A 21,120-nucleotide genomic window follows, 5' to 3' on the forward strand; every position below is an offset into this window, starting at 1 on the left:
TGTCTCAGTCTCTTTTTTCTTATTTCTTATCAGTTTCTTCTTGCTTTTTATCTGGACGATAAGTTGTTCCATCATAGAAACGTAGAAGATCTCCATATACAATCTGGTCGGAGTAATCTAACTCTTGCTTTGCTTTTTCCATATAAGGTTCACAGTTACTTCTATCTGTTTCCTGCTCAGTAGACTTATCGTAACATTTATCACTAGTATACACGTACTTATCTGTAATAAAACTTCCGTCACGAAGGACAGTAAAGTCTAACTTATCCTCGGAAAACATATCTGTTCCAAATTGAACGTGATTATCCGTAGTTATACCTAATAAGTGTAAAATAGTTGGTTTTAAATCAACTTGGCCTGAAACTTTTGAGATTGTTTTATTATCAGTTTCTCCAGGAATATGAATCGCCATAGGCACTCGCTGTAGCTGTGTCCATACATAAGGCGTTACTTCTTTTCCTAGATATTTTTCCATTGCTGCGTTATGGTTTTGTGAAATACCATAGTGGTCACCATATACAACGATAATTGAATCCTCATACAATCCTTCGTCTTTTAACTTTTGAATAAATTGTTTAAACGCTTCATCTTGATAACGTAATGTTGGGAAGTAGCGATTTAACGTGCGACTGTTTGAATCATACTCATCAACCATTCGATCTTCTTCATCTAGCTCAAATGGGAAGTGGTTTGTTAACGTAATGAATTTTGAATAAAAAGGCTGTGGTAATGTTTTCATGTGTTCCACAGATTGTTCAAAGAATTCCTTGTCCTTTAAGCCCCATCCTACAGAATTTTCATCTGTTACGTTGTAATCATTAATATTAAAGAATCGATCGTAACCAAAGTTAGGGTATACAATATCTCGGTTCCAGAAGCTACTGTTATTTGCGTGGAAAACAGCAGAATAGTAACCTTCTTCTTTTAATATTTCAGGCGTTGCATTAAATTCATTAGTTCCATGCGTAAAGAATACCGATCCACGCCCTAGTGGGTACAGTGAATTGTCTAATAAGAACTCACTATCAGCAGTCTTTCCTTGTCCTGTTTGGTGATAGAAATTATCAAAGTAATAGCTCTCTTCAATAAAGTCATTCAAAAACGGCGTAACTTCTTCACCGTTTATCGTATTATTTACAACAAAACTTTGAGTAGACTCTAGTGAAACAACAATTACGTTTTTCCCTTTTGCTTTTCCAAACATATCAGGGTTTGGCTCTTTTTGATTTGCTTTTAAATAATTTTCTGTTTCAACAAATTCGCTACTATCAGCAAATGCTCGTTGGGCTTTTGTCTTTGACTGCAGTACAATATCGTAAATATGATAGTTGTACGTACCGATATTTTTCACCAGCATTTCACGATCAAATGCACGAGTTAATAGTTCTGGACGTTCTGTTTCAGCTAAAGCCAAGTTTGAAATAAATACGGCCACCACTGCAATATAAAAAGCAAACCTTGTTTTACGAGTAGTCGGCTCGTCTACTTTATTGTTTGCTTTAAATAAAGAAGCAAGGACTGCTAGGAAAATTACGTCTACGAACATTAAAACATCCGTCAATTTAAACAACTCAAACGCACTATTTCCTAAGTCTCCCATGTTACTTGTTTGAAAAAGAACGGGTAACGTTAAGAAATCATTAAAGAAACGATAGAACATTACGTTTGCAAATAAAATAAAGGAAACTATGAAACTAGTAGTTAAAACGTAAGCCTTAGCTCCTTTACGTGTTTTAAAGAATAAACCTGCCCCTAGAATAAGCAATAAAAAGCTCAGTGGGTTTATAAACAATAGAAACTCTTGTGTCGAATTCTCAATTGTAATATCAAACTGTGTTTTATAAACAATATATGTTTTTATCCAAAGCAAAACGACAGCAGTAAGAATAAACGACAACTTTGACAATGAAATTTTGTCTTTCATCAAGGACCTCCTTATCCACTGTTTTCAGACACCGTAAATGTCATATAACGACCCTAATCTTAATGTTTTTTTTACAAAAAAGCAAATAATTTATAACATATTACCTTTATAATTGAAATGTTATAATCAGATTAGATACTTCTCTTTTTCTACGTTTTTTCTTCTAAAAAGTTTCAAAAAACATAATTAAGATAATTTACCAAAGAGATAAGATAATCCTTCTTTTATTTTACATAAAAAAGAGAGTGGTAGAACCGTCTACCATTCTCTTTTTTTAGTTTACGCCTATTTATACATATGTTTTAACTAACCATGCCCCACCAATAATTCCTGCATCATTACCAAGTGTAGCAATTGCCAACTCTGCTCCTTCAGCTACTCTTGGGAACGCAAACTTTTTAAAGTAAGACTTCACTGGATCGAGCAACACATCTCCTGCACGTGATACACCGCCTCCAAGGACAATTTTCTCGGGGTTCAATGCGTTAGCCGAATTTGCAAGTGCTAGTCCTAAATGAAACGCCACTTTGTCAACCACTTCTCCAGCTAATTCATCGTTTGCACGGGCAGCATCAAAAACGTCTTTAGCAGTAATTTGATCATGCTCATCTAGAAGTGTACGAAGGGTGCTTGACTTATCCGTATTCACCACTGCTTCCATCGCTAATCGAACAACACCTGTTGCAGAAGCAATTGTTTCTAAACAGCCTGTTTTCCCACAGTTACATGGCGCTCCACCCTCAGGCACCGATGTAATATGTCCAATTTCACCAGCCGCACCGTTTACTCCTTGAACGATTTCACCGTTTGCAATAACCCCTCCTCCTACACCTGTTCCAAGCGTTACGCATAGTAAATCTTTCGCTCCGTCTCCTGCACCTTTCCACATTTCACCAATTGCCGCAATGTTTGCATCATTGTCCACTACTACAGGCAAAGAAGTTTCCACTTCTAGAATATCTTTAATAGGGAATTTTTCCCAACCTAAGTTAACTGCTACTTCAATCGAACCGTTTGCAAAATTCACTGGACCTGGAGCACCGATACCAATCCCCATAAGTTTCGACTTGCTTTCTCCTAAGTTCACGACTTCTTTGTCGATTGCTTTTGCAATATCCGTTGGGATTTTTCGCCCTTGTTCGCTAATATCCGTTGGAATTTCCCATTTATGAATCACTTCTCCGTATTGATTAACAAAAGCCATCTTAATTGTTGTACCGCCTAAGTCAACACCAACTAACCATTTATCATCCATTTTTTTACTCATCCTTTTTCCTTTTGTTTTTGTAATTCTTGTCTAAGTAATAAAATTGCCATTTGATAATCTTGTGTTTCAATCAACTTTGATTGATATAGCTCTCGTATCTCTGTTTCCATTAACTCTATATCAGCTTGACGATTACCAATATATATAACAATTCCAAACGATTTTAAAAGTTGTTGCACATCGTATAACGTGTTCATCTCTTCACCTGCATATAGTCATAAAATAATGAGACCATTTAATCCTATCTAGTTTATTTTAGTAAACGTTCTCACAATAGTAAAGCAGAAAATCTTAAGTACTCTGTCTATTTTTATCAATTTAATTTCCGTTGTAAATCTTGATATTCTTTGTTAGCTGGTTCTATTTCTAATGCCTTTTCTACGTTTTCCTTCGCTTCATCCACATGATTTAACTCTGCATTCAATAGAGCTAAGTAGTAGTAGCCTTCATGAAAGTTAGAGTCTAACCTCACAGATTCTTTTAGCTCTTGTTCCGCTCGTTCATATTCTTTTAGCTCAGTGTAAGCATATCCTCTTAAATAGTAAATCAATGCATTGTTTGTATCCCGTTCTACAAAGCTATCTAACGATTTAATTGCTACTTCATATTTTTTTTGTTTAATATACTCGCTTGCTAAGCTGAGAGCGTAGGGCTCGTCTGCTGTTGTTGTTCGAATAGAAAAACCATAGTATAACAAGCCCAGTACGAGCAATACGGTTGATACAAATGCTGGTATCTGTACGTATAACTTTGGTTTTTTCGGCAAACTAACAATGCTGGCAGCTAAGAATCCACCAACAAGCCCACCGATATGTCCTGCATTATCAATTCCTGGTACTACTAAACCAAAGATAAGGTTAATGACGATAAGAGCTAACACATTATAACCAATTGTCCGAAAGAAGACTCTTGGATTTGTACGTGCTAAAAAAAGTAGCGCACCAAAGCAGCCAAATATTGCGCCTGAAGCTCCTGCTGATAAGTTTGAAGTCCATACAAAGCTTCCTAAAACGCCTGCAAAGCCTGCTGCTATATAGATGAACAAAAAGCGTGCGCTACCATACATTCTTTCTACTAACGTTCCTAAATAATAAAGAGCTAAGCTGTTCATTAATAGATGAAAAACACCAATATGTATAATGATTGGCGTAAAGAAACGCCACCACTCTCCCTCTAAAATAAGAGGATTGTACTTTGCACCATACTCAATGAGAGTTAACGGATCTTCGCTACTTCCTTTCCACTCTAAAAATAGAAACATTAAAATTTGAGCAACAAGAAAAATGTATGTAAAGAAAGGCTTTCCATATTGAAACAACCTCTCTTCTTCTTTACGCTCTGTATTCATCTGACTTAACACTTCATAGCGTATTTGATGAGCTTGATGAAGAAATTGTTCTTCTGAATACCCTTCAACATTTGGTACTGCTAAGTCTAAATGTGAAAATAGCGACTCTATTTCATAAACTTGCTCTCCCACATACCTTTCTAATTTCACCTTCACCTTTTTTAACTGAAGATCTTTTTGCTCTCTTCCATCGTATTGCAAAGGTTCAAAATCTATTATGTATATATTATGAAAGATTATTCTACGCTGAAACCGTTGCTTTCGTAGTCCCTCAGCACGCTCGAACGCTAGCACTTGATCTTTTTGAAGATCGTTCTCCCAGCTAAAGCTTTTACGCGCCACTCGAAACGTTGTTTTTTCACCGTGTACTTTACAATCAAACCACACTTCTGTTCCATCACGATTCGTATGTATAATCGAACATTCTTTATTATGTTGTACTGCATGAACCAAGGACCAATAATAATAATCTTGCATGGCTGACATCCATTATGCACCCCCTATTATTTTCTCTTTATTACCATCGCAAAAAACCCTTAAAAAATCAATCTTTTCTCTGCATAATAAAAGCACTTTATAAGTGGACTTATAAAGTGCTTTTATTATGCGTTGCATTTAGCGAAACACTTGATTCATTAAACGCTCCCGCACGTAAGGCATATTAAAAAATGAACGAACTGCTAAGCTACGTAAAAACGAATTACGAAAAAACACGTTAACTAAACGATATCTTATTTGATATACAACATAACCGATTAAAAGTACACTAAGCCATCCTATAAAACGTTTCATTTCGCTAAACCTCCTTACGATTTAGCATGCACAGTTTAACCTACTTTATCCCGTGGCTTTACATAAGATAAAAAAAATCCCTCCAAGAATTGTAGCAAACATAACGGATAACAAGTTAACAGCGTCATTATTGCAGTAATTCCATCCCTTTTCATAAAGAGTTGGAATCCCACAGTGCTGTTCTTTTTCAGTTTGCAAAAAACAGACCGAACAGCGGTATCTTAGCTGAATTGTCGCTCCTAAAAACGTATCAATAAGGTTTCCTAAAAAGCCAAACATACTAATAAATAAGCACTCTATAATTGATAACTCGGGAAAAGCATAGAAAGCAGTAGCTGCAATAATCAAAGATCCACCGATACTCGCTGCTGTTCCAAGTATCGAAATGGCTCCTGACGTTCCTGGATCTACCTGTTTAAAGGTTAAAATAAAGACTGGTTTTTTTTTACTTAATACGCCAATTTCAGAAGCCCACGTATCGGCATTAGCCGCTGCTAAACTAACGGCAAACATCATTAAAAAGACGTGAGATTCAAAGCTAAAGAATAAAAGAGCACTCAGCGCTGCAACCCCACCATTTGCAGCTACCTGTATATGATCACGCTGATCATGCTTAGCTACTTTTTCTTCCACTAGTTTCTTTTTGACTTTTTTATATTGACTAAAAAACGTAGATGTTCCAAAAAACATCCCTAACAGTAATAGACCTTTTAATTCAAAACCAATATAAATGCTAATACCAACAGCAGCAGCCATAATGGCACCTGACCTTGACAAAACACGAAGTACATATCCTATAAAGGATACAAAACAAATGATTACATAAATAAGAAAACTATTTATGAGCACAATGTATAATCTCCTCATCTGTAATAATAGCGTCCACCGGGATATCATGGGATTCAACCGGTACACGTTGTACGATTTGTTCATGAAAAGCCAAGCTTACCTTCATTTGTTCATAATCGACGAGAAAGCGATCATAATAGCCTCCTCCATATCCAATTCGATAACCATTTGAACTAAATACGACACCTGGTACAAGAATGAGATCAATTTCACTCTTTTTAATAAGCTCTGTTTGTAATTCAATTGGTTCCTGCAAATTAAAATATACAACTTCTAGCTGAGAGAAAGATGTAATTTTCCGAAAAATCATTTCATTTTGCTCGGAAATGCACTTTGGAACAGCGATAGTTTTTCCTTGAGACCAAGCTGTTTCAATTAGTCGTTTTGTATCTACTTCTTGTCCTCTAGAAATCGTTATTGCAATTACATCAGCATCTTTCCACCAGGTAGTATCTAAGAGCCGCTTTGTAATCAACATGGATTTTGCATTGTATGTACCTGCTGTCGATAAGCTTAATAACGTCTGCTTCATTTTACGTCGCATGTCCGCTTTATTCATCTTTCCACTCCTCACACTGATATTTATATAAAAAAAACAGCAGGAATATTCTCCTACTGCTTACTTAGTTTCACGGTGAAGTGTTACTTTTTTAAGTCTTGGGCTATATTTTTTCAACTCAAGACGATCTGGGTTGTTACGCTTATTTTTAGTTGTGATGTAGTTACGATCACCAGTTTCAGTACAAGCTAATGTAACGTTTACGCGCATCTATTTTCCCTCCAAACATTATAAACATAAATCAGACTTTACTATAATATCATTTTTTACTTCGGAATGCCAGTCTGTTTTTCTAACTAACACAGTTAATTTTTGATTATATTATTTCTTTTCATCTCTAATACAAGGTAAAGCGAGTATTTTTCAACTAATAAATTCCTTATAAGGATTATTTTTCTAAAATTCTTTCTTTTGTTTTTGCACTCTAAGTGAAAATTGATTCATAAACTTTGCGATACTAAAAAGAGGCTTAGTCTTCACATCAAACACACGCGCGACGGCTCCGCTTTCGGCTTTATCGTTTAAAAGAACACTTTCTCTTTCAAGAATCATCCCGTGTTCCAACGCAACATCATATAAAAAGCAGTTCTTTTTTACAATAACATCATTCATCAAAACACTTTTTCGAATTGTTGCGTTACTATTAATGTGACTGTTTTTCCCGATAACAGCCCACGGACCAATTGTACATCCCGATCTGATTTGTACCTCTTCTCCAATATAAACAGGAGGAATGACCTTCACATCCTCTGCAATAACAGCAGTGTCTGAAATATGGTTCAAACTATTAGAACCAAACAATTTTTCATATAAATCATAATGTGCCTGCCTATAATGATGAAGCTGCCCGATATCAATCCAATAGTTTGCGGTTGTATAATGATAGACTTTACGATTATTCTTTAACAGTGCGGGAATAACATCAAAGCTAAAGTCAACTGCTCCTTCACGGCTAATACTGTTTAAAATTGATTTATGAATTACATAAATACCAGTATTAATTAAGTTTCCAGTTGCTTCGTATTGCTTTGGCTTTTCAATAAAACGCGTGACCTCATTTTTGTCATTCGCAGATACGAGTCCGTAATGTGTAACATCTGGCACAAGCTTTGTCACAATTGTCATTTCACTTTGATGTTGACGATGAAACGCAATGACGTTAGCTAGATTTAAATCCGTTACAGCATCGCCACTAATGATGATGCATTCTTCTTCAATAAACCAATCTGCTTTTTTGACTCCCCCCGCTGTTCCAAGAGGCATCTCTTCAATAAAATAAGTAATTGAGACCCCCCACTTCTTTCCATCTCCAAAGTAATTCATAATCTGTTCGGGTAGATACTGTAGCGTAATGCCAATTTCATTAATTCCATACTTTTTTAAGAGTTCAACTATATATTCGATAACAGGATATTCATAGAGTGGAAGCATCGGTTTTGGAACGTCGTTTGTTAACGGCTGTAAACGCGTTCCTCTACCACCAGCAAGTATAATGGCTTTCAACGCTTTTCCTTCCTCCTTTTACTCTGTTTGATTTGATCTTGAAACAATGCGCTTGTATCCAGTGCAATTTGTTCCCAACTAAACATCGTAGTTGCCTCAACATACCCTTTTTCACTAATTTCTTGAATCAGTTGTGAATCTGTGATCACAGTGAAAACGCAATGAATTAACTCTTCGACAACCCCAGGTTTGAACGTAAGTCCGGTTACCCTATGATTAACGATATCTTTTAAACCACCCGTTTCAGAAACAATTGTAGGTTTTTTCGCTACCATTCCTTCTAATGCTACAATACCAAATGGTTCATAAAGACTTGGGAAGATTACTCCGGTACTTAAGTGTAGCAAGCAGTTTCGTTCTTCATCCGTAATATAGCCAATAAATTTAATATACTGATCTAGGTTTCGATTTTTAATTTGTTGTTGAAATTCATGCAAGAGGGGCCCTTTACCCGCAATAATGAACTGAATATCAATATCTACCTGTTTAAAGTATTCTGCAGCTTGAATTAAAAGCTGAAAGCCTTTTTCATAAACAATGCGACCAATTGAAAAGAAGATAGGTGCATTTCGCAGCTTAAACTTTCCTTTGACCGCTACTTCTTTTGAACGATTAACGACACGAGCAACCATGTGCTGATCAATGCCGTTTGGAAAAATTGAAATGCGCTCTGGCTCTATATTAAACAATTCCATTATTTCTTTTTTCATATAGGTACTGCATACAATAATGGCTGTGGACTCATGAACAAGCTCTTCTTCACGCTGGTGAATTCTTTGCTGCATTTCATTATGAATGCCATTATTCCGTCCATGCTCTGTTGCATGTATTGTTGTAATGAGCGGTTTTTTCACATGGCTAGCGATACCCTGTGCTGCTGTACCAACCAACCAATCATGAGCATGAATTACTTGAAACGGCGTAGCTGCTGCTAAACGAATACCTTCTAATGCCATCGCTACGTTTAAACTATTTACCCACGTAAGAAAGTCAGCATGATGAGGTTGCAAACTTTTTACTCGATAGACATGAACACCATACATACATTCATACAAAGGTAGCCCTTCTACAAATGCGGTAATAACGACCACATAGTGGCCAGATTTCGCCAAAGCTCTGGATAAATCAAAAACATGTCGAGCTAACCCTCCGATAACAAGGGGTGGATATTCCCAAGCTAGCATTAAAATCGACATATTTCCCGGTAAATATAAAGAGATATCTTTCTTGGTCTCTTTATAAGCAATCCCGCATTCTTTCACCACATCGGGAACCCATTGTAAATATTCATTCTTCATTACTTTTTGTTCTTCAACATGACATAACTGGTTAAATAATTTTAACTGCCGGTTATAGTCATCTTTGGAGTGAATTAACCACTCGCTAGACGCCAAGATAATCCATGTATGCGCTAATTCTTTTTTCCTCTCAAGTTTATGCAGTTTATTATTAACCTTGCTTAACTTTACTTCTGTCTGCTGCATAGTCTTATAAAACCAGCTGTTTTCCTCTGTGATTGGTTGATTATATCTAGATGACTCATGCTTAGGTGAAATCTTCACTAATTTCTGTTGATTGTTTATATCTTTTACACATTGATATAGTAGCTTTCCATCCTTTAAACTTCGTAAACCTGTGTCACTTTTTGAAATGACAGGTAATAGCGCGTCATGCTTAAGAAGGAATATACCGCTTGATGAAGTATACAGATTGACTCCGTAGTCGTGCTGTACCTCAATACAACTATATTCAACGTTATGCGCTTTCAATAACTTATCAAGTTCATACGTATAATCTCCATTTGGCAAGTAAAACCCTTTAGGCCTTTGCCCCAGGTATTTATTAAATAGCTCAATTGCAAGGCTAATCTGTAAATGGTATCCTTTAGATGTTTTTAATAGGGATGGACACCTCGTAGTTATAGGTATTGCTATACACTCTATAATTTGTTCATCCTGATAATACTTTAACGCGTCAAGCAATCTTCCATCCCACTGCTTCAGAGTATCAACAAATTGACCTTGACGTTGTATGAAGTGATTAAATCGTTGATTAAAGCCATTATGATCCAAAATTCCTAAAATTAAAGAAGAGAGAATAATTGAAGCACCTTTTAACCCATTATTTTGAATGTAATGTACAAGTGGGAGATACTTTCTAACTAAATGCTCAAATAATGCTTTTTCATTCGCTTCACTCCAATGAACCATGTCATAGACTGGGTCTTCCATATTAATTATTAGGCAATTAAAGTCATTCATCACTTTGATTCACCTTGTTCCACTCATTTGTATAATAAGAATACGTGCTAAAGCAGTCATCATGAACATAATCCGTTTGCGGTGCATTTTCACTCCAGGACCACTTCGTTTGATCCAATTGCTTAGGTTCTATACTTGTTCCCAGCTGAACTCTACTTGAACGTATCAGTGCAAAGAAATGGTGTTCGTATACGCCCACATCTACAACATATGTACAGTTCGTATCCATATCTTTTAAGAATGCTTCTGTCTGATTGCTGTACACCTCTAAAAGCGTATGACGCTTTGATTGATGCCCATCAAATGTGACGCTAAGACCGGTTACATCATAAATACATAGAGCAAATGACAGATCATTCCATTTCTTTTGATACATCTTTTCCACCATTTCCTGAATAGCGTCAGAAAAAGACCAATGTACATACAAAGCTGAAGCGTTTACTCGATTTACAACACATACATCCAATTCATTTACTTTTGTCTTCAAAGCCTCACCACTTTACTTAAGATATACTTATTGTCATATTACCACTAAGAAAAAACTGTAACAATAAACACAATTTGTCGATTTATGGTATCATAGATTGATTTTATCTTTTGTAAGAGGTGAACCACATGTTATATGCTTTTATTACCCTAATTGCACTTTCCCTATTTTTACTTTTATTTTCTTTTTTAAAGGAAACAAAAATACAGTCTGTAGAAAAACAGCTAGAGCACCTTTCATTGACTGTTCTACAAGATCAATATCAAACCACTAAGCGCTTAGATTTATTAGAAGAAGCCTTATTATCTGACGAAGATCCTGACACAGCAACTCATTCGGCCCATGCTAATGCTCTACCTCCAAACCAGCAGCATCTTCATAAAGAAGACGTAAAACGACTGCTTAACGTACAAGGAGTAAATCGCCATGAATAGTTTAACGATACGAGGATTTGCTATTGGGATATTAACAGCCACTTCAATTTTAGCTGTCGTTTATGTTATTCAAGAGAAAAACGCTACTTCTTTGAAAATTAGCGATGCTGATCTACATGCTTATGCAGAGGACCACCAGTATGTATTAATTAAAAAGAAAGAATACGAAGATTCATTAAAACCTGCTTTTGAGAAGCAAGAGACTAAATCTAAAACAAGTGAAGTATCAATCTCTATAAAAGCAGGAATGTCTAGTTTAGATATTGCACATACATTAGTAAACAATCATATTATTGATTCGACTGATGAATTTGAGAATCTCGTTGCTCAAAAAAATGCGAGCACAAAATTCCAAGTTGGTACCTATACGCTTACATCGAATATGAGTTTAGAGCAAATTGTTAACACTTTAACAAAATAAGAAGCGCCCAGCATTAGCTGAGCGCTTCTTATTTTGTTATTCATTTAAGTCATAGCGTTTTCCTTTTACTAAGTAAAATACGCTTTCTGCTACGTTTGTTGTATGATCTGCCATTCTTTCCAAGTAACGAGCAATAAATAACAGCTGCGTAATTTGATTCATAGCTTCTTGCTTTTCTTTCGCAAGGTTAAGCAGCTCTTTAATGGTAATTCCGTAAAGCTCATCTACTTCATCATCCATTTCAGCAACTTTTTTAGCAAGGGTTAGGTCCTCTTCATGATATGCCTTTAATGACAAGCTAAGCATTTCAATTGAAATAGCATGCATCTTTTTCACATGCTCTAGCGGCTTAATTAAGTCTTCTTTTCCAATTCGAATTGCTGATTTAGCGATGTTCACTGCAAAGTCTGCCATACGCTCAACGTCAGAAGCAATCTTAATAGCTACAATAACTCTTCTTAAATCAGTGGCAACTGGCTGCTGTTTTGCAAGCAATAGAATAGCTAAGTCATTAATCTCTTCTTCAAGTTGATCAATTTCCGTGTCACCATCAATAATCTCTAGCGCTAAATCCACATTTTGCGTTTGTAAAGCTTCAATAGCTTTTGCTAACGCTTCTTCTGTTAACCGACCAATCTCTAAAAGCTTTTCACGTAAAATTTTTAAATCAGCATGAAACTTTTCACGTACAACCATGTAGTCCATCTCCTCTTAATTGATCAACTATTAACCAAAACGTCCTGTAATATAGTCTTCTGTTCGTCTATCAGATGGGTTTGAGAAAATTCGATCAGTCTCTGCAAACTCAACAACTTCTCCATTTAAGAAAAATGCTGTTTTATCTGAAATACGTGCAGCCTGCTGCATATTATGCGTTACGATAATGATACTGAATTCCTTCTTCAGTTCTTGAACAAGCTCTTCCACTTTTAACGTTGAGATTGGATCAAGAGCAGACGTTGGTTCATCCATTAAGATTACGTCTGGTTCAATTGCCAAACATCTAGCAATGCATAAACGCTGCTGTTGACCACCTGATAAACCATAAGCATTTTGATTTAAGCGGTCCTTTACTTCGTCCCAAATTGCCGCACCGCGTAGGCTTTTTTCCACAATTTCATCTAAAATTTTTTTATTGCGAATGCCGTGAATACGTGGTCCATAAGCTATATTATCATAAATTGATTTTGGGAATGGGTTTGGCTTTTGAAAAACCATTCCTACTTGTGTACGAAGCTCTTCTACTCGATATGACTTATTAAAGATATTTTGTCCACGATATTCAATTTCACCAGACGTTTTTACAATTGGACTCATTTCAACCATTCGATTTAACGTTTTAATATACGTAGATTTCCCGCATCCTGATGGACCAATAATGGCTGTTACTTCATTTTCATGAATATCTAAATCAATGTTTTTTAACGCTTGATTTTCTCCGTACCATAAGTTTAAACCTTTTGTTTTATAAACAATTTCTTTTGGTTTGTTAATGGGATTTATATTTTCCTCTGTCATTTTTTGATCGATTGTGATTGTCATGGAAAGCTCCTCCTTCATCCTACTATCATCATTCAATTAAGCTTAATAACGCTTTTGAAATTTGTTACGAATAAATACAGCAATGGAGTTCATTACAATTAAGAACACTAATAACACGATAATTCCTGCTGCTGCTACGCTTTGGAAGTCTGCTTGCGGTCGACTCGTCCAGTTATAAATTTGCATCGGTAAAGCCGTTGCGGTATCTAATACACCAGCTGGCAAGAAGGCAATGAATGTAGGCAAACCAACTACTACAAGCGGTGCTGTTTCCCCTACCGCTCTTGATAAAGCTAAAATGCTTCCTGTTAAAATACCAGGGATTGCTGCCGGCAGTACCACACGGTAAATCGTTTGCCACTTAGTTGCTCCCATTCCAAACGAAGCTTCACGTAAATGAGTTGGCACTGACCTAATGGCTTCCTGTGCCGCTACTACAATAACCGGTAAGATTAACAAACTCATTGTTAATCCAGCTGCTAAAATACTTCTTCCTAACGATAACTCACGAACAAAAATGGTTAATCCCAATAATCCAAACACAATTGAAGGTACACCTGCTAAGTTAGAAATGTTTAATTTAATGAAATCATTAAATTTATTTTTCTTTGCGTACTCTTCCAAATAAAGCGCTGTTCCTACTCCTAAAATCAATGATACTGGTGCAATGACAGCCATCAGCCATAAGGAGCCAACTAGTGCCGCTTTAATTCCAGCATCTTCTGGTCTTCTCGATGCAAAGTTTTGTAAAAAACCTGCATCAAGCCAGCCTAATCCTTGAGTCAATACCCGATATAAAAGCATACCCAGAACTGCTAATCCAAAAATCGTTGCACAGAAAAAAATGAACCTTAAAATACTATTTTTTAATAATCGCCCATGCATACGTTGTTGTACTTGCTCGCGATCCACGTACATAATTAGTACTCCTCCCTAAATCGCTTTGTAATAAACTGAGCTAGTAGGTTCATAATGAGTGTAAAGACGAATAACGTCATTCCCACAGCATAGATACTGTAATAAACAGTCGTTCCATACCCTGCATCTCCCGTTGCAACCTGAACGATATACGCAGTCATCGTTTGAATTGAACCCGTTACGTCTAGTGCCATTGTCGGCGTAGCTCCACCAGCTACTGTAACAATCATCGTTTCACCAATTGCACGCGAAATACCGAGTACAAACGATGCGATAATTCCTGACAGAGCTGCTGGTAACACCACTTTTAATGCCACCTCTAAACGTGTTGCTCCTAAAGCTAAAGCTCCTTCTCTCATTGATTGAGGTACAGAACTCATTGCATCTTCTGATAGAGAAGCAATCATAGGAATAATCATGACACCAACTACAATACCTGGACTTAAAGCATTAAATAACCCTAAATCTGGAATAACATCTTTTAAAAGCGGTGTAACAAATGTTAAAGCAAAGAATCCATATACAATTGTTGGGATACCTGCTAATACTTCTAAAATCGGTTTAATAATACGTCTTGTTCGATCCGACGCGTACTCACTCAAAAAAATTGCTGCTGCTAATCCAACTGGAATAGCAACGACCATTGCAATTACAGTAATCAATAGCGTTCCCGTAACAAGTGGTAAAACTCCAAAGTTGCCTGCTTTCTCAATAAACGGAAGCCATTTTTGACCCGTAATAAACTCAACAAAAGATACTCTTTCAAAGAACATAATTGTTTCAAAAATTAATGTGAACAAAATCCCCACGGTTGTTAATGCGGATACAGCAGCCGTACAGAAAAGCAAAATTGGCATCACTTTCTCTATAATCATTGATGCGCCTTTTTTTGATTTATTTTGCTTTATTAATTCTCGAATGGAACCCTTCTTAGTGTTGCCATTATTCGCTAAAGCCAATGTAGTAAACTCCCTTCCATCGCATGGAAAGATGAGAAGCAAGCGTTGCTCTGCTCCTCATCTTCATTTGTCTATTTCTTTAAACCTTCAAGCGTTTTTAACTGCTCGTCATATTCTTCATCTTTTAAGCTCACATAACCTACTTCTTCAGCAAGCTCTCCTGCATTTTCAAGCGTAAATTTAACATAGTCATATACTTGCTCTTTATCTTTTAGTGCTCCAACACTTGCATAAGTAAATAGCGGACGAGATAATGGTGCGTATTCACCGCTCATAACCGTCTCTTTTGTTGGTTCCACTGGACCGTTTCCACCATCAATTGGTACAACTTTTAACTTATCTTTGTTTTCAGAGTAATACGCGTAACCGAAGTAACCAATTGCGTTTTTATCACCCGTTACACCGTTTACCAACACGTTATCATCCTCTGATAATGTTGCAGACTCTGTAATTTCTTTTCCATCTAAAATTACTTCATCAAAGTAATCAAATGTCCCAGAGTCATGTCCTGGAGAATAGAATTTAATTTCTTCATCTGGCCAGCCTTCACGAATATCAGACCATTTTTTTGCTTTTCCATCGTTAACCCACATTTTTTCTAGTTCTTCAACTGTTAAATGATCAACCCAATCATTTTCTTTATTGATAACAACTGATAGTCCGTCGTAAGCTAGTTCAAACTCTTGAACGTCTACGCCGCCTTCTTCAGCTGCTTTCTTTTCTTCATCTTTAATTGGACGAGATGCGTTACTTAAATCCGTTTCACCTTTTGTGAATTTTTCAAATCCACCGCCCGTTCCAGACAAACCAACGGATACTTGAACTCCAGGCTGAGTTGCCATATATTCTTCGCCAACTGCCTCCATAATTGGATACACAGTAGATGAACCGTCAATTGCCACATTTCCTTTTAATTGTTCACCTGAGTCACCAGCGTCACTTCCTTGACCGCCGCCACATGCTGCTAGCACAACTGATGATCCGATTACTGCTGACATTGCTAGAAATTTAAAGCTTTTCATTCTCAAATTCCTCCTACGACATTTCGTTGTTTTGTCCTACAAGCTATACATTAAAGCCCAACTATTAATTCCGTTTTAAGCAAATGTAAAGCTTTCGTAAATCAAGGTCTTTTTACTTAAACCAATGGAAAAACAACAGTCTTTTTTCTTATTTTTGGATTTTATTCTATGTTCTTACTACTTATATTTAGAAATGTTATTCCCTTAAGAAAAAAGAGCATATAAAAAAAGACGCTGAGGTTTCAGCGCCTTTTTTCTTTGCTATTCTTCTGCATTTGTAGCTTCTGCATCAATTACTTGTTGCTGTTGTTCTTGCTCATCTACTTCCTTTTCACCCTTTTGCTTTAAATCAAAGTATAAATCCATTGATTCACGAGCAAGTTCTTTTGTAATATTATTCGGGCTACTTGGTGTGAATGCTGAAGGAACAACTACTGCCATTGCTACTTCTGGGTTATCTGCCGGAGCATAAGCGATAAATGTAGAATTATTAATTGCAATTGGATCCCCGCCATTCGGGTTTTTCTCATAAGCCTGTGCCGTACCAGATTTTCCAGCTGGATTATAAGGAGCGCTTGCAAATGCTGCATATCCACTTCCACCTTGCTCTTGAGTTACCCTCTTAAGTCCACTTTGTACAGCTTTAATATATTCCTGCTTCATAGTAATTCGGTTTAATACTTGCGTTTCGAACGAGTATTCAACACCGCCAATTTCTTCTTCTTTAATTGTTGGTTTCCGAATTTCTTTTACAATCTGAGGCTTAATACGATAGCCACCGTTTGCAATTGTTGATGCGTATTGAACAACTTGAAGAGGCGTATACGTATCATATTGACCAATAGCTAAGTCAAGAGCTGTACCCGGGATGCTGCTTCCACCTTGGAAGCCCGTCGCTTCATTATCAAGCTCAATACCAGTAGACACGCCAAGACCAAATTGACTGTAGTACGAGCGAAGCTGCGCAAACGTATTTGCTTTAATTGGTAACGAACCATTATATCGATACTGCACATCAGCCATCGCCATAACCGTTTTAAACATAAATACGTTTGACGATTGTTTTAGTGCTGTAGAGTAATTGATTGGTCCCATATTTTTAAAGGATTTCTTTTCTTTCGTTCCCGCAAACTTAATTGGCTCGTCGACAAAGATTGTATTAGTTGTAATTGCACCAGAATCTAACCCTGCTAATACAGTAGCCCCTTTTACTACAGAGCCCATCGTGTATGAAGTTGATAAATTCCCTAATGCAAAATCTTCAATTTTAGCAGCACCTGTTTTGGAATCCGTTGTATATCTCTTACCTGCCATTGTTAGGATTTCACCCGTATTCGGATCCATCATAACAACAAACGCTCGGTCTAAAAATCTTGTACCAGACATTTGTTTCTTCTCAATTAATTGTTTTGTAATAGCTTCTTCTACTGCTTGTTGAAGCTCCATATCAATAGTTAACACTAAATCACTTCCGCGCTGCCCTTCAGTTAATTGTAAGGTATCGATAAGATTTCCGCTTCGATCCGTTATATATTGAACCTGCTCTTTTTGACCTTTAAGCTGTGATTCGTATTCTTTTTCAAGATAGCTCGTACCGACTTGATCATTACGACTGTATCCTCTGGACAGATAGTAGTCCACTTTATCTCTTGGAAGACCTTCATTGGCTGATGATACATTCCCTAAAAGTGTACGAAGCGTACCGCCTTGTGGGTAATAGCGTTCCCAGTAAGTGGTTGTATCAACACCTGGAAGCTGCGATAAATTTTCACTAACAATAGCAAATTCAGCCGGCGTTACGTTTTTCTTAATAATTTGAGGAGTTTGGGCATAACCCGCTTCCATTTGTCTTTTAATTGCCAAAACTTCTAAGTCATCAGCTAATGTTTGTAAATCTCGCTTTGTAATGCGGCTTAATTGACGGTTATAAAGCTCTTCATCCGTCATTTCTCCCGCTTCTACTTTACTTCGGTCACTATCACTGATTTTCTTTTCAGCTTCTTTTGGATTGAGCATAATCCAATAATCTTTTAAATCACGCTCTGTGATTTTTACAATGTCCTCAGCATTTTCATCCACTGTTTTTTCTGGTACATCAATTGCATCCGTTGAGTAAGGAACATCAATTAACTTTGCTAATTGTCGAGCGATTTTCAATCGCTCTTCCGCAGTGTTACCTTGGAAGCGCGTATATGTAATCGCATTTAGAGGTGTATTGTCGACAATCACACGATTATAACGATCGTACATTCTACCTCGCGGAACCGGAGTATTAACGGTTACGTCCTCGGTACGCTCAACTTCACGTTGGTAACTTTCCCCATGTACAATTTGTACTAAACCTAAACGTAATATCAGTACCGAAAACAGCGCAAAGATGCCTAGAAATAAAATGTTCATCCGAAACGAGACATGACTTTTACGTTTATTTTTCTTTTTCATTTCTTCACCTACAATTTATCAACATATATATAATCTCATCATAATTTTTTCATTTTGGCAAATAAATAGACACCTTAAAGGTGTCTATTTATGCTGTGTCTATTGTAAAAGAATTTTGTGCTAATTTCTATAGTACAAAGTAATTATCTATCCCCATTATGCTGGAGATTCACCGTCTCCTTCATTTAAAGCTGGCTGTGTAACCGACTTAGGGGTGTGTTTGTTCGTAGGTTGAGAAATGTTGCGAACACAGAAGTAAATACAACAGTGTCCTGCGCCGATAACAGCTAACAGTATGGGTAAACTTTGCTGTTCATTAAAAAAGACCACAGCAATGAGAAAAGAGCCAATTGAAATAATGCGTCCAATATTTAAGAATACATCTCGAACAACAATATACTCAATACGTTTAGAAACAATGTCTTTAGCTCGACCAATCACATCATACGTTAAGGACATATACGGTACCAGCAAAATAGGGTAGCCGATTGCGATACAAATCGCATATAAAATGAGGTTTGTATATGATAAGTTAAACAACAATAGAAAGACTGAACCATACAGAAGGATTCCACCTGCCAAAATAAACTTTAAGCGGTCTTTTTGTTTAATAAACCTAGAAGCAACATAGTACGCAACAAAAGCTACAGCTGAATTTACCAGCCCAAACGTACCAAGTGCGAGTTCACTGTCAGTTGTAATAAAAACCAATACTGACACCACGAAAATGAATGTCCCTTCTCTAATTCCTTGAAATACGTGTGCATATAAGATTCTGCGCCAGTCTCGATTGTATTTCCTTTCTCTTAGTACTTCTCTAAATTTATATACGCCCTCAGCTGGACGTCTTTGTAAAAAGAAGCTAAGGACAACTGCACAAACAAACATTAGGAGTGAAACGCCAAAGACCACACGATAACCAATGTATTCGTATAAGCTAGCAATAATAAAGCCCGCTCCTAGAGGTCCAATCATTCCAGCAAACGAATTTAATACTCCTAGAAAACCATTGAAAAAGTCCCGTGTATCAGGTTCTGTAATTTCAAACGTTAACACGTTAAATGCTAACCAATAAAATCCATACCCTATTCCTAAAAGAGCACCGAGAAGAATTAAAAATTCATCGGCACGGTCGCCTACCATCAACACCACGATATAGAAAACAGATAGAAACGAAACACCTAATCGAAGCACAACGACTCGATCAATTTTTTTAGCCCACCTTCCTGCTAAAATAAAGGTTAATGGCTGAAAGATAACAATGACTAAATTATAAATCGCTAAAGCAGAAAACTCTCCTGTTTGTTTCCATAAATACACGTTTACAAATGAATTTGAAATTGAAATGGCTAAAGCATATAGCCCTCCAATGATAAGTAATAACAATAAATCTTTATTAACTTCTACATCTCCAACAACTTTTTTTAATAAAGGCATATAAAAAACTCCTTTTCTCTTCTACCCCTAGTGTGTGAAAAAGAAAAGGAGATATGTAAAAGAATTGGAAAACAAAAAAACCAGTAAAGGCAATAATTGCTTTACTGGTTTTTTCTCTCATTATTTTGCTGCTGCGTAGCGTTTTGCAACTTCGTCCCATTTAATTACATTAAAGAATGCTGAAATGTAATCTGGACGACGGTTTTGGTAGTTTAAGTAGTAAGCATGCTCCCAAACGTCTAGTCCTAGGATTGGTGTTTTACCTTCCATTAGTGGGCTATCTTGGTTTGGTGTACTTGTTACTTCTAATTCACCGTTGTTTACAACTAACCAAGCCCAGCCAGAACCGAAGCGTGTAGTTGCTGCTTTAGCGAATGCATCTTTGAATGCGTCAAAGCTTCCAAACTTACTGCTAATTGCGTCTGCTAACTCGCCTGTTGGCTCGCCGCCACCGTTAGGGCAAAGAATTGTCCAGAATAATGAGTGGTTAGCATGTCCACCACCATTGTTACGTACTGCTGTACGGATATCTTCTGGTACAGCATCCATATTTGAGATTAACTCTTCAACACTTTTAGAAGCTAAATCAGCTTTTCCTTCTACTGCTGCGTTTAAGTTTGTAACGTAAGTGTTATGGTGTTTCGTATGGTGAATGTTCATCGTTTCTTTGTCGATGTGTGGTTCAAGTGCATCATATGCATAAGGTAATTGTGGTAATTCGTAAGCCATGGGTAATTCCTCCTTTAAAATATGTACCTAATTTGGTGAAAGAAAATTCACCTCATGTTTTTAGATTAGCAAATTTAACCTACGCTTTCAATGAAAAAGCATTTAATCATCACTTATATTTACCTGTTTCCCACTGTCTATCCTATTTAAACGTAAAATTTTATTTGAAAACAAAATAAAAAATCTTTCTTCACAATTGTAAAGAAAGATTAATCAACAATATGTA

The 21,120-nt window shown here is 36.7% G+C and carries 21 protein-coding genes; 2 read left to right on the forward strand and 19 right to left on the reverse strand.

What is annotated here, in order from left to right:
* Positions 1–19: 19 nt before the first annotated feature.
* From BFL01S_RS11765 to BFL01S_RS11810, 11 genes are all read right to left on the reverse strand, one after another.
* The gene (locus BFL01S_RS11765) at positions 20–1,924 is read right to left on the reverse strand and encodes an LTA synthase family protein (protein WP_025911566.1); all 1,905 of its coding nucleotides are present in this window, start codon (positions 1,922–1,924) and stop codon (positions 20–22) included.
* A gap of 289 nt (positions 1,925–2,213) precedes the next feature.
* Positions 2,214–3,179: an ROK family glucokinase gene (locus BFL01S_RS11770; RefSeq protein ID WP_025911568.1), complete on the reverse strand. Its 966-nt coding sequence runs from the start codon at positions 3,177–3,179 to the stop codon at positions 2,214–2,216.
* Between the two features lie 8 nt (positions 3,180–3,187).
* Positions 3,188–3,388, reverse strand: a complete 201-nt coding sequence (locus BFL01S_RS11775; RefSeq protein WP_025911569.1) for a YqgQ family protein — start codon at positions 3,386–3,388, stop codon at positions 3,188–3,190.
* A gap of 116 nt (positions 3,389–3,504) precedes the next feature.
* The gene (locus tag BFL01S_RS11780; protein ID WP_061785788.1) at positions 3,505–5,025 is read right to left on the reverse strand and encodes a rhomboid family protein; all 1,521 of its coding nucleotides are present in this window, start codon (positions 5,023–5,025) and stop codon (positions 3,505–3,507) included.
* A 129-nt stretch (positions 5,026–5,154) separates the two neighbouring features.
* The gene (gene yqgO / locus BFL01S_RS20755; protein ID WP_167556106.1) at positions 5,155–5,331 is read right to left on the reverse strand and encodes a protein YqgO; all 177 of its coding nucleotides are present in this window, start codon (positions 5,329–5,331) and stop codon (positions 5,155–5,157) included.
* A gap of 45 nt (positions 5,332–5,376) precedes the next feature.
* Positions 5,377–6,180 carry a DUF92 domain-containing protein gene (locus BFL01S_RS11785; RefSeq protein WP_224839991.1) on the reverse strand — a complete coding sequence of 268 codons (804 nt, stop codon included), beginning with the start codon at positions 6,178–6,180 and terminating at the stop codon, positions 5,377–5,379.
* Positions 6,167–6,739, reverse strand: a complete 573-nt coding sequence (locus tag BFL01S_RS11790; RefSeq protein WP_061785789.1) for a 5-formyltetrahydrofolate cyclo-ligase — start codon at positions 6,737–6,739, stop codon at positions 6,167–6,169. The genes BFL01S_RS11785 and BFL01S_RS11790 overlap by 14 nt, the downstream gene beginning before the upstream one ends.
* A 60-nt stretch (positions 6,740–6,799) precedes the next feature.
* Positions 6,800–6,949, reverse strand: a complete 150-nt coding sequence (gene rpmG, locus BFL01S_RS11795; RefSeq protein WP_013059189.1) for a 50S ribosomal protein L33 — start codon at positions 6,947–6,949, stop codon at positions 6,800–6,802.
* Between the two features lie 186 nt (positions 6,950–7,135).
* Positions 7,136–8,242 (reverse strand): nucleotidyltransferase family protein, encoded by a 1,107-nt coding sequence (locus BFL01S_RS11800; RefSeq protein ID WP_025911575.1) that lies wholly within the window; start codon positions 8,240–8,242, stop codon positions 7,136–7,138.
* Positions 8,239–10,503, reverse strand: a complete 2,265-nt coding sequence (locus BFL01S_RS11805; RefSeq protein ID WP_061785790.1) for a glycosyltransferase — start codon at positions 10,501–10,503, stop codon at positions 8,239–8,241. Before BFL01S_RS11805 ends, BFL01S_RS11800 begins: the two co-directional genes overlap by 4 nt.
* Entirely contained in the window at positions 10,496–10,990 is a 495-nt protein-coding gene (locus BFL01S_RS11810) for a DUF4912 domain-containing protein (RefSeq protein WP_061785791.1), read from the reverse strand. The genes BFL01S_RS11805 and BFL01S_RS11810 overlap by 8 nt, the downstream gene beginning before the upstream one ends.
* 128 nt (positions 10,991–11,118) lie before the next feature.
* On the opposite strand from BFL01S_RS11810, the gene BFL01S_RS11815 reads away from it, so the two are divergent.
* Positions 11,119–11,424, forward strand: a complete 306-nt coding sequence (locus BFL01S_RS11815) for a hypothetical protein (RefSeq protein ID WP_025911579.1) — start codon at positions 11,119–11,121, stop codon at positions 11,422–11,424.
* Positions 11,417–11,845, forward strand: coding sequence for an endolytic transglycosylase MltG (locus BFL01S_RS11820; RefSeq protein WP_025911580.1), 429 nt, complete (start codon positions 11,417–11,419; stop codon positions 11,843–11,845). The genes BFL01S_RS11815 and BFL01S_RS11820 overlap by 8 nt, the downstream gene beginning before the upstream one ends.
* A gap of 36 nt (positions 11,846–11,881) precedes the next feature.
* Here the strand turns inward: BFL01S_RS11820 and phoU are convergent, their stop codons facing one another.
* From phoU to sodA, 8 genes are all read right to left on the reverse strand, one after another.
* A complete protein-coding gene (gene phoU / locus BFL01S_RS11825) occupies positions 11,882–12,541 on the reverse strand; it encodes a phosphate signaling complex protein PhoU (RefSeq protein ID WP_025911582.1) in 660 nt (219 codons plus the stop codon).
* A 30-nt stretch (positions 12,542–12,571) separates the two neighbouring features.
* Positions 12,572–13,387, reverse strand: coding sequence for a phosphate ABC transporter ATP-binding protein PstB (gene pstB, locus BFL01S_RS11830; RefSeq protein ID WP_061785792.1), 816 nt, complete (start codon positions 13,385–13,387; stop codon positions 12,572–12,574).
* Positions 13,388–13,429: 42 nt separating this feature from the next.
* Positions 13,430–14,305, reverse strand: a complete 876-nt coding sequence (gene pstA / locus BFL01S_RS11835; protein ID WP_174521191.1) for a phosphate ABC transporter permease PstA — start codon at positions 14,303–14,305, stop codon at positions 13,430–13,432.
* A 2-nt stretch (positions 14,306–14,307) separates the two neighbouring features.
* Positions 14,308–15,264: a phosphate ABC transporter permease subunit PstC gene (pstC, locus tag BFL01S_RS11840; RefSeq protein WP_051567222.1), complete on the reverse strand. Its 957-nt coding sequence runs from the start codon at positions 15,262–15,264 to the stop codon at positions 14,308–14,310.
* Between the two features lie 71 nt (positions 15,265–15,335).
* Positions 15,336–16,286 carry a PstS family phosphate ABC transporter substrate-binding protein gene (locus tag BFL01S_RS11845; RefSeq protein ID WP_061785793.1) on the reverse strand — a complete coding sequence of 317 codons (951 nt, stop codon included), beginning with the start codon at positions 16,284–16,286 and terminating at the stop codon, positions 15,336–15,338.
* A gap of 261 nt (positions 16,287–16,547) precedes the next feature.
* Positions 16,548–18,728, reverse strand: a complete 2,181-nt coding sequence (locus BFL01S_RS11850) for a peptidoglycan D,D-transpeptidase FtsI family protein (RefSeq protein ID WP_061785794.1) — start codon at positions 18,726–18,728, stop codon at positions 16,548–16,550.
* A 156-nt stretch (positions 18,729–18,884) separates the two neighbouring features.
* Positions 18,885–20,165 (reverse strand): MFS transporter, encoded by a 1,281-nt coding sequence (locus tag BFL01S_RS11855; protein WP_025911588.1) that lies wholly within the window; start codon positions 20,163–20,165, stop codon positions 18,885–18,887.
* Positions 20,166–20,285: 120 nt separating this feature from the next.
* On the reverse strand, positions 20,286–20,894 hold the full coding sequence (sodA, locus tag BFL01S_RS11860) for a superoxide dismutase SodA (protein WP_025911589.1): 609 nt from the start codon (positions 20,892–20,894) through the stop codon (positions 20,286–20,288).
* Positions 20,895–21,120 lie beyond the last annotated feature (226 nt).

It is taken from the genome of Priestia flexa NBRC 15715 (assembly GCF_001591565.1).
Lineage (GTDB): Bacteria > Bacillota > Bacilli > Bacillales > Bacillaceae_H > Priestia > Priestia flexa.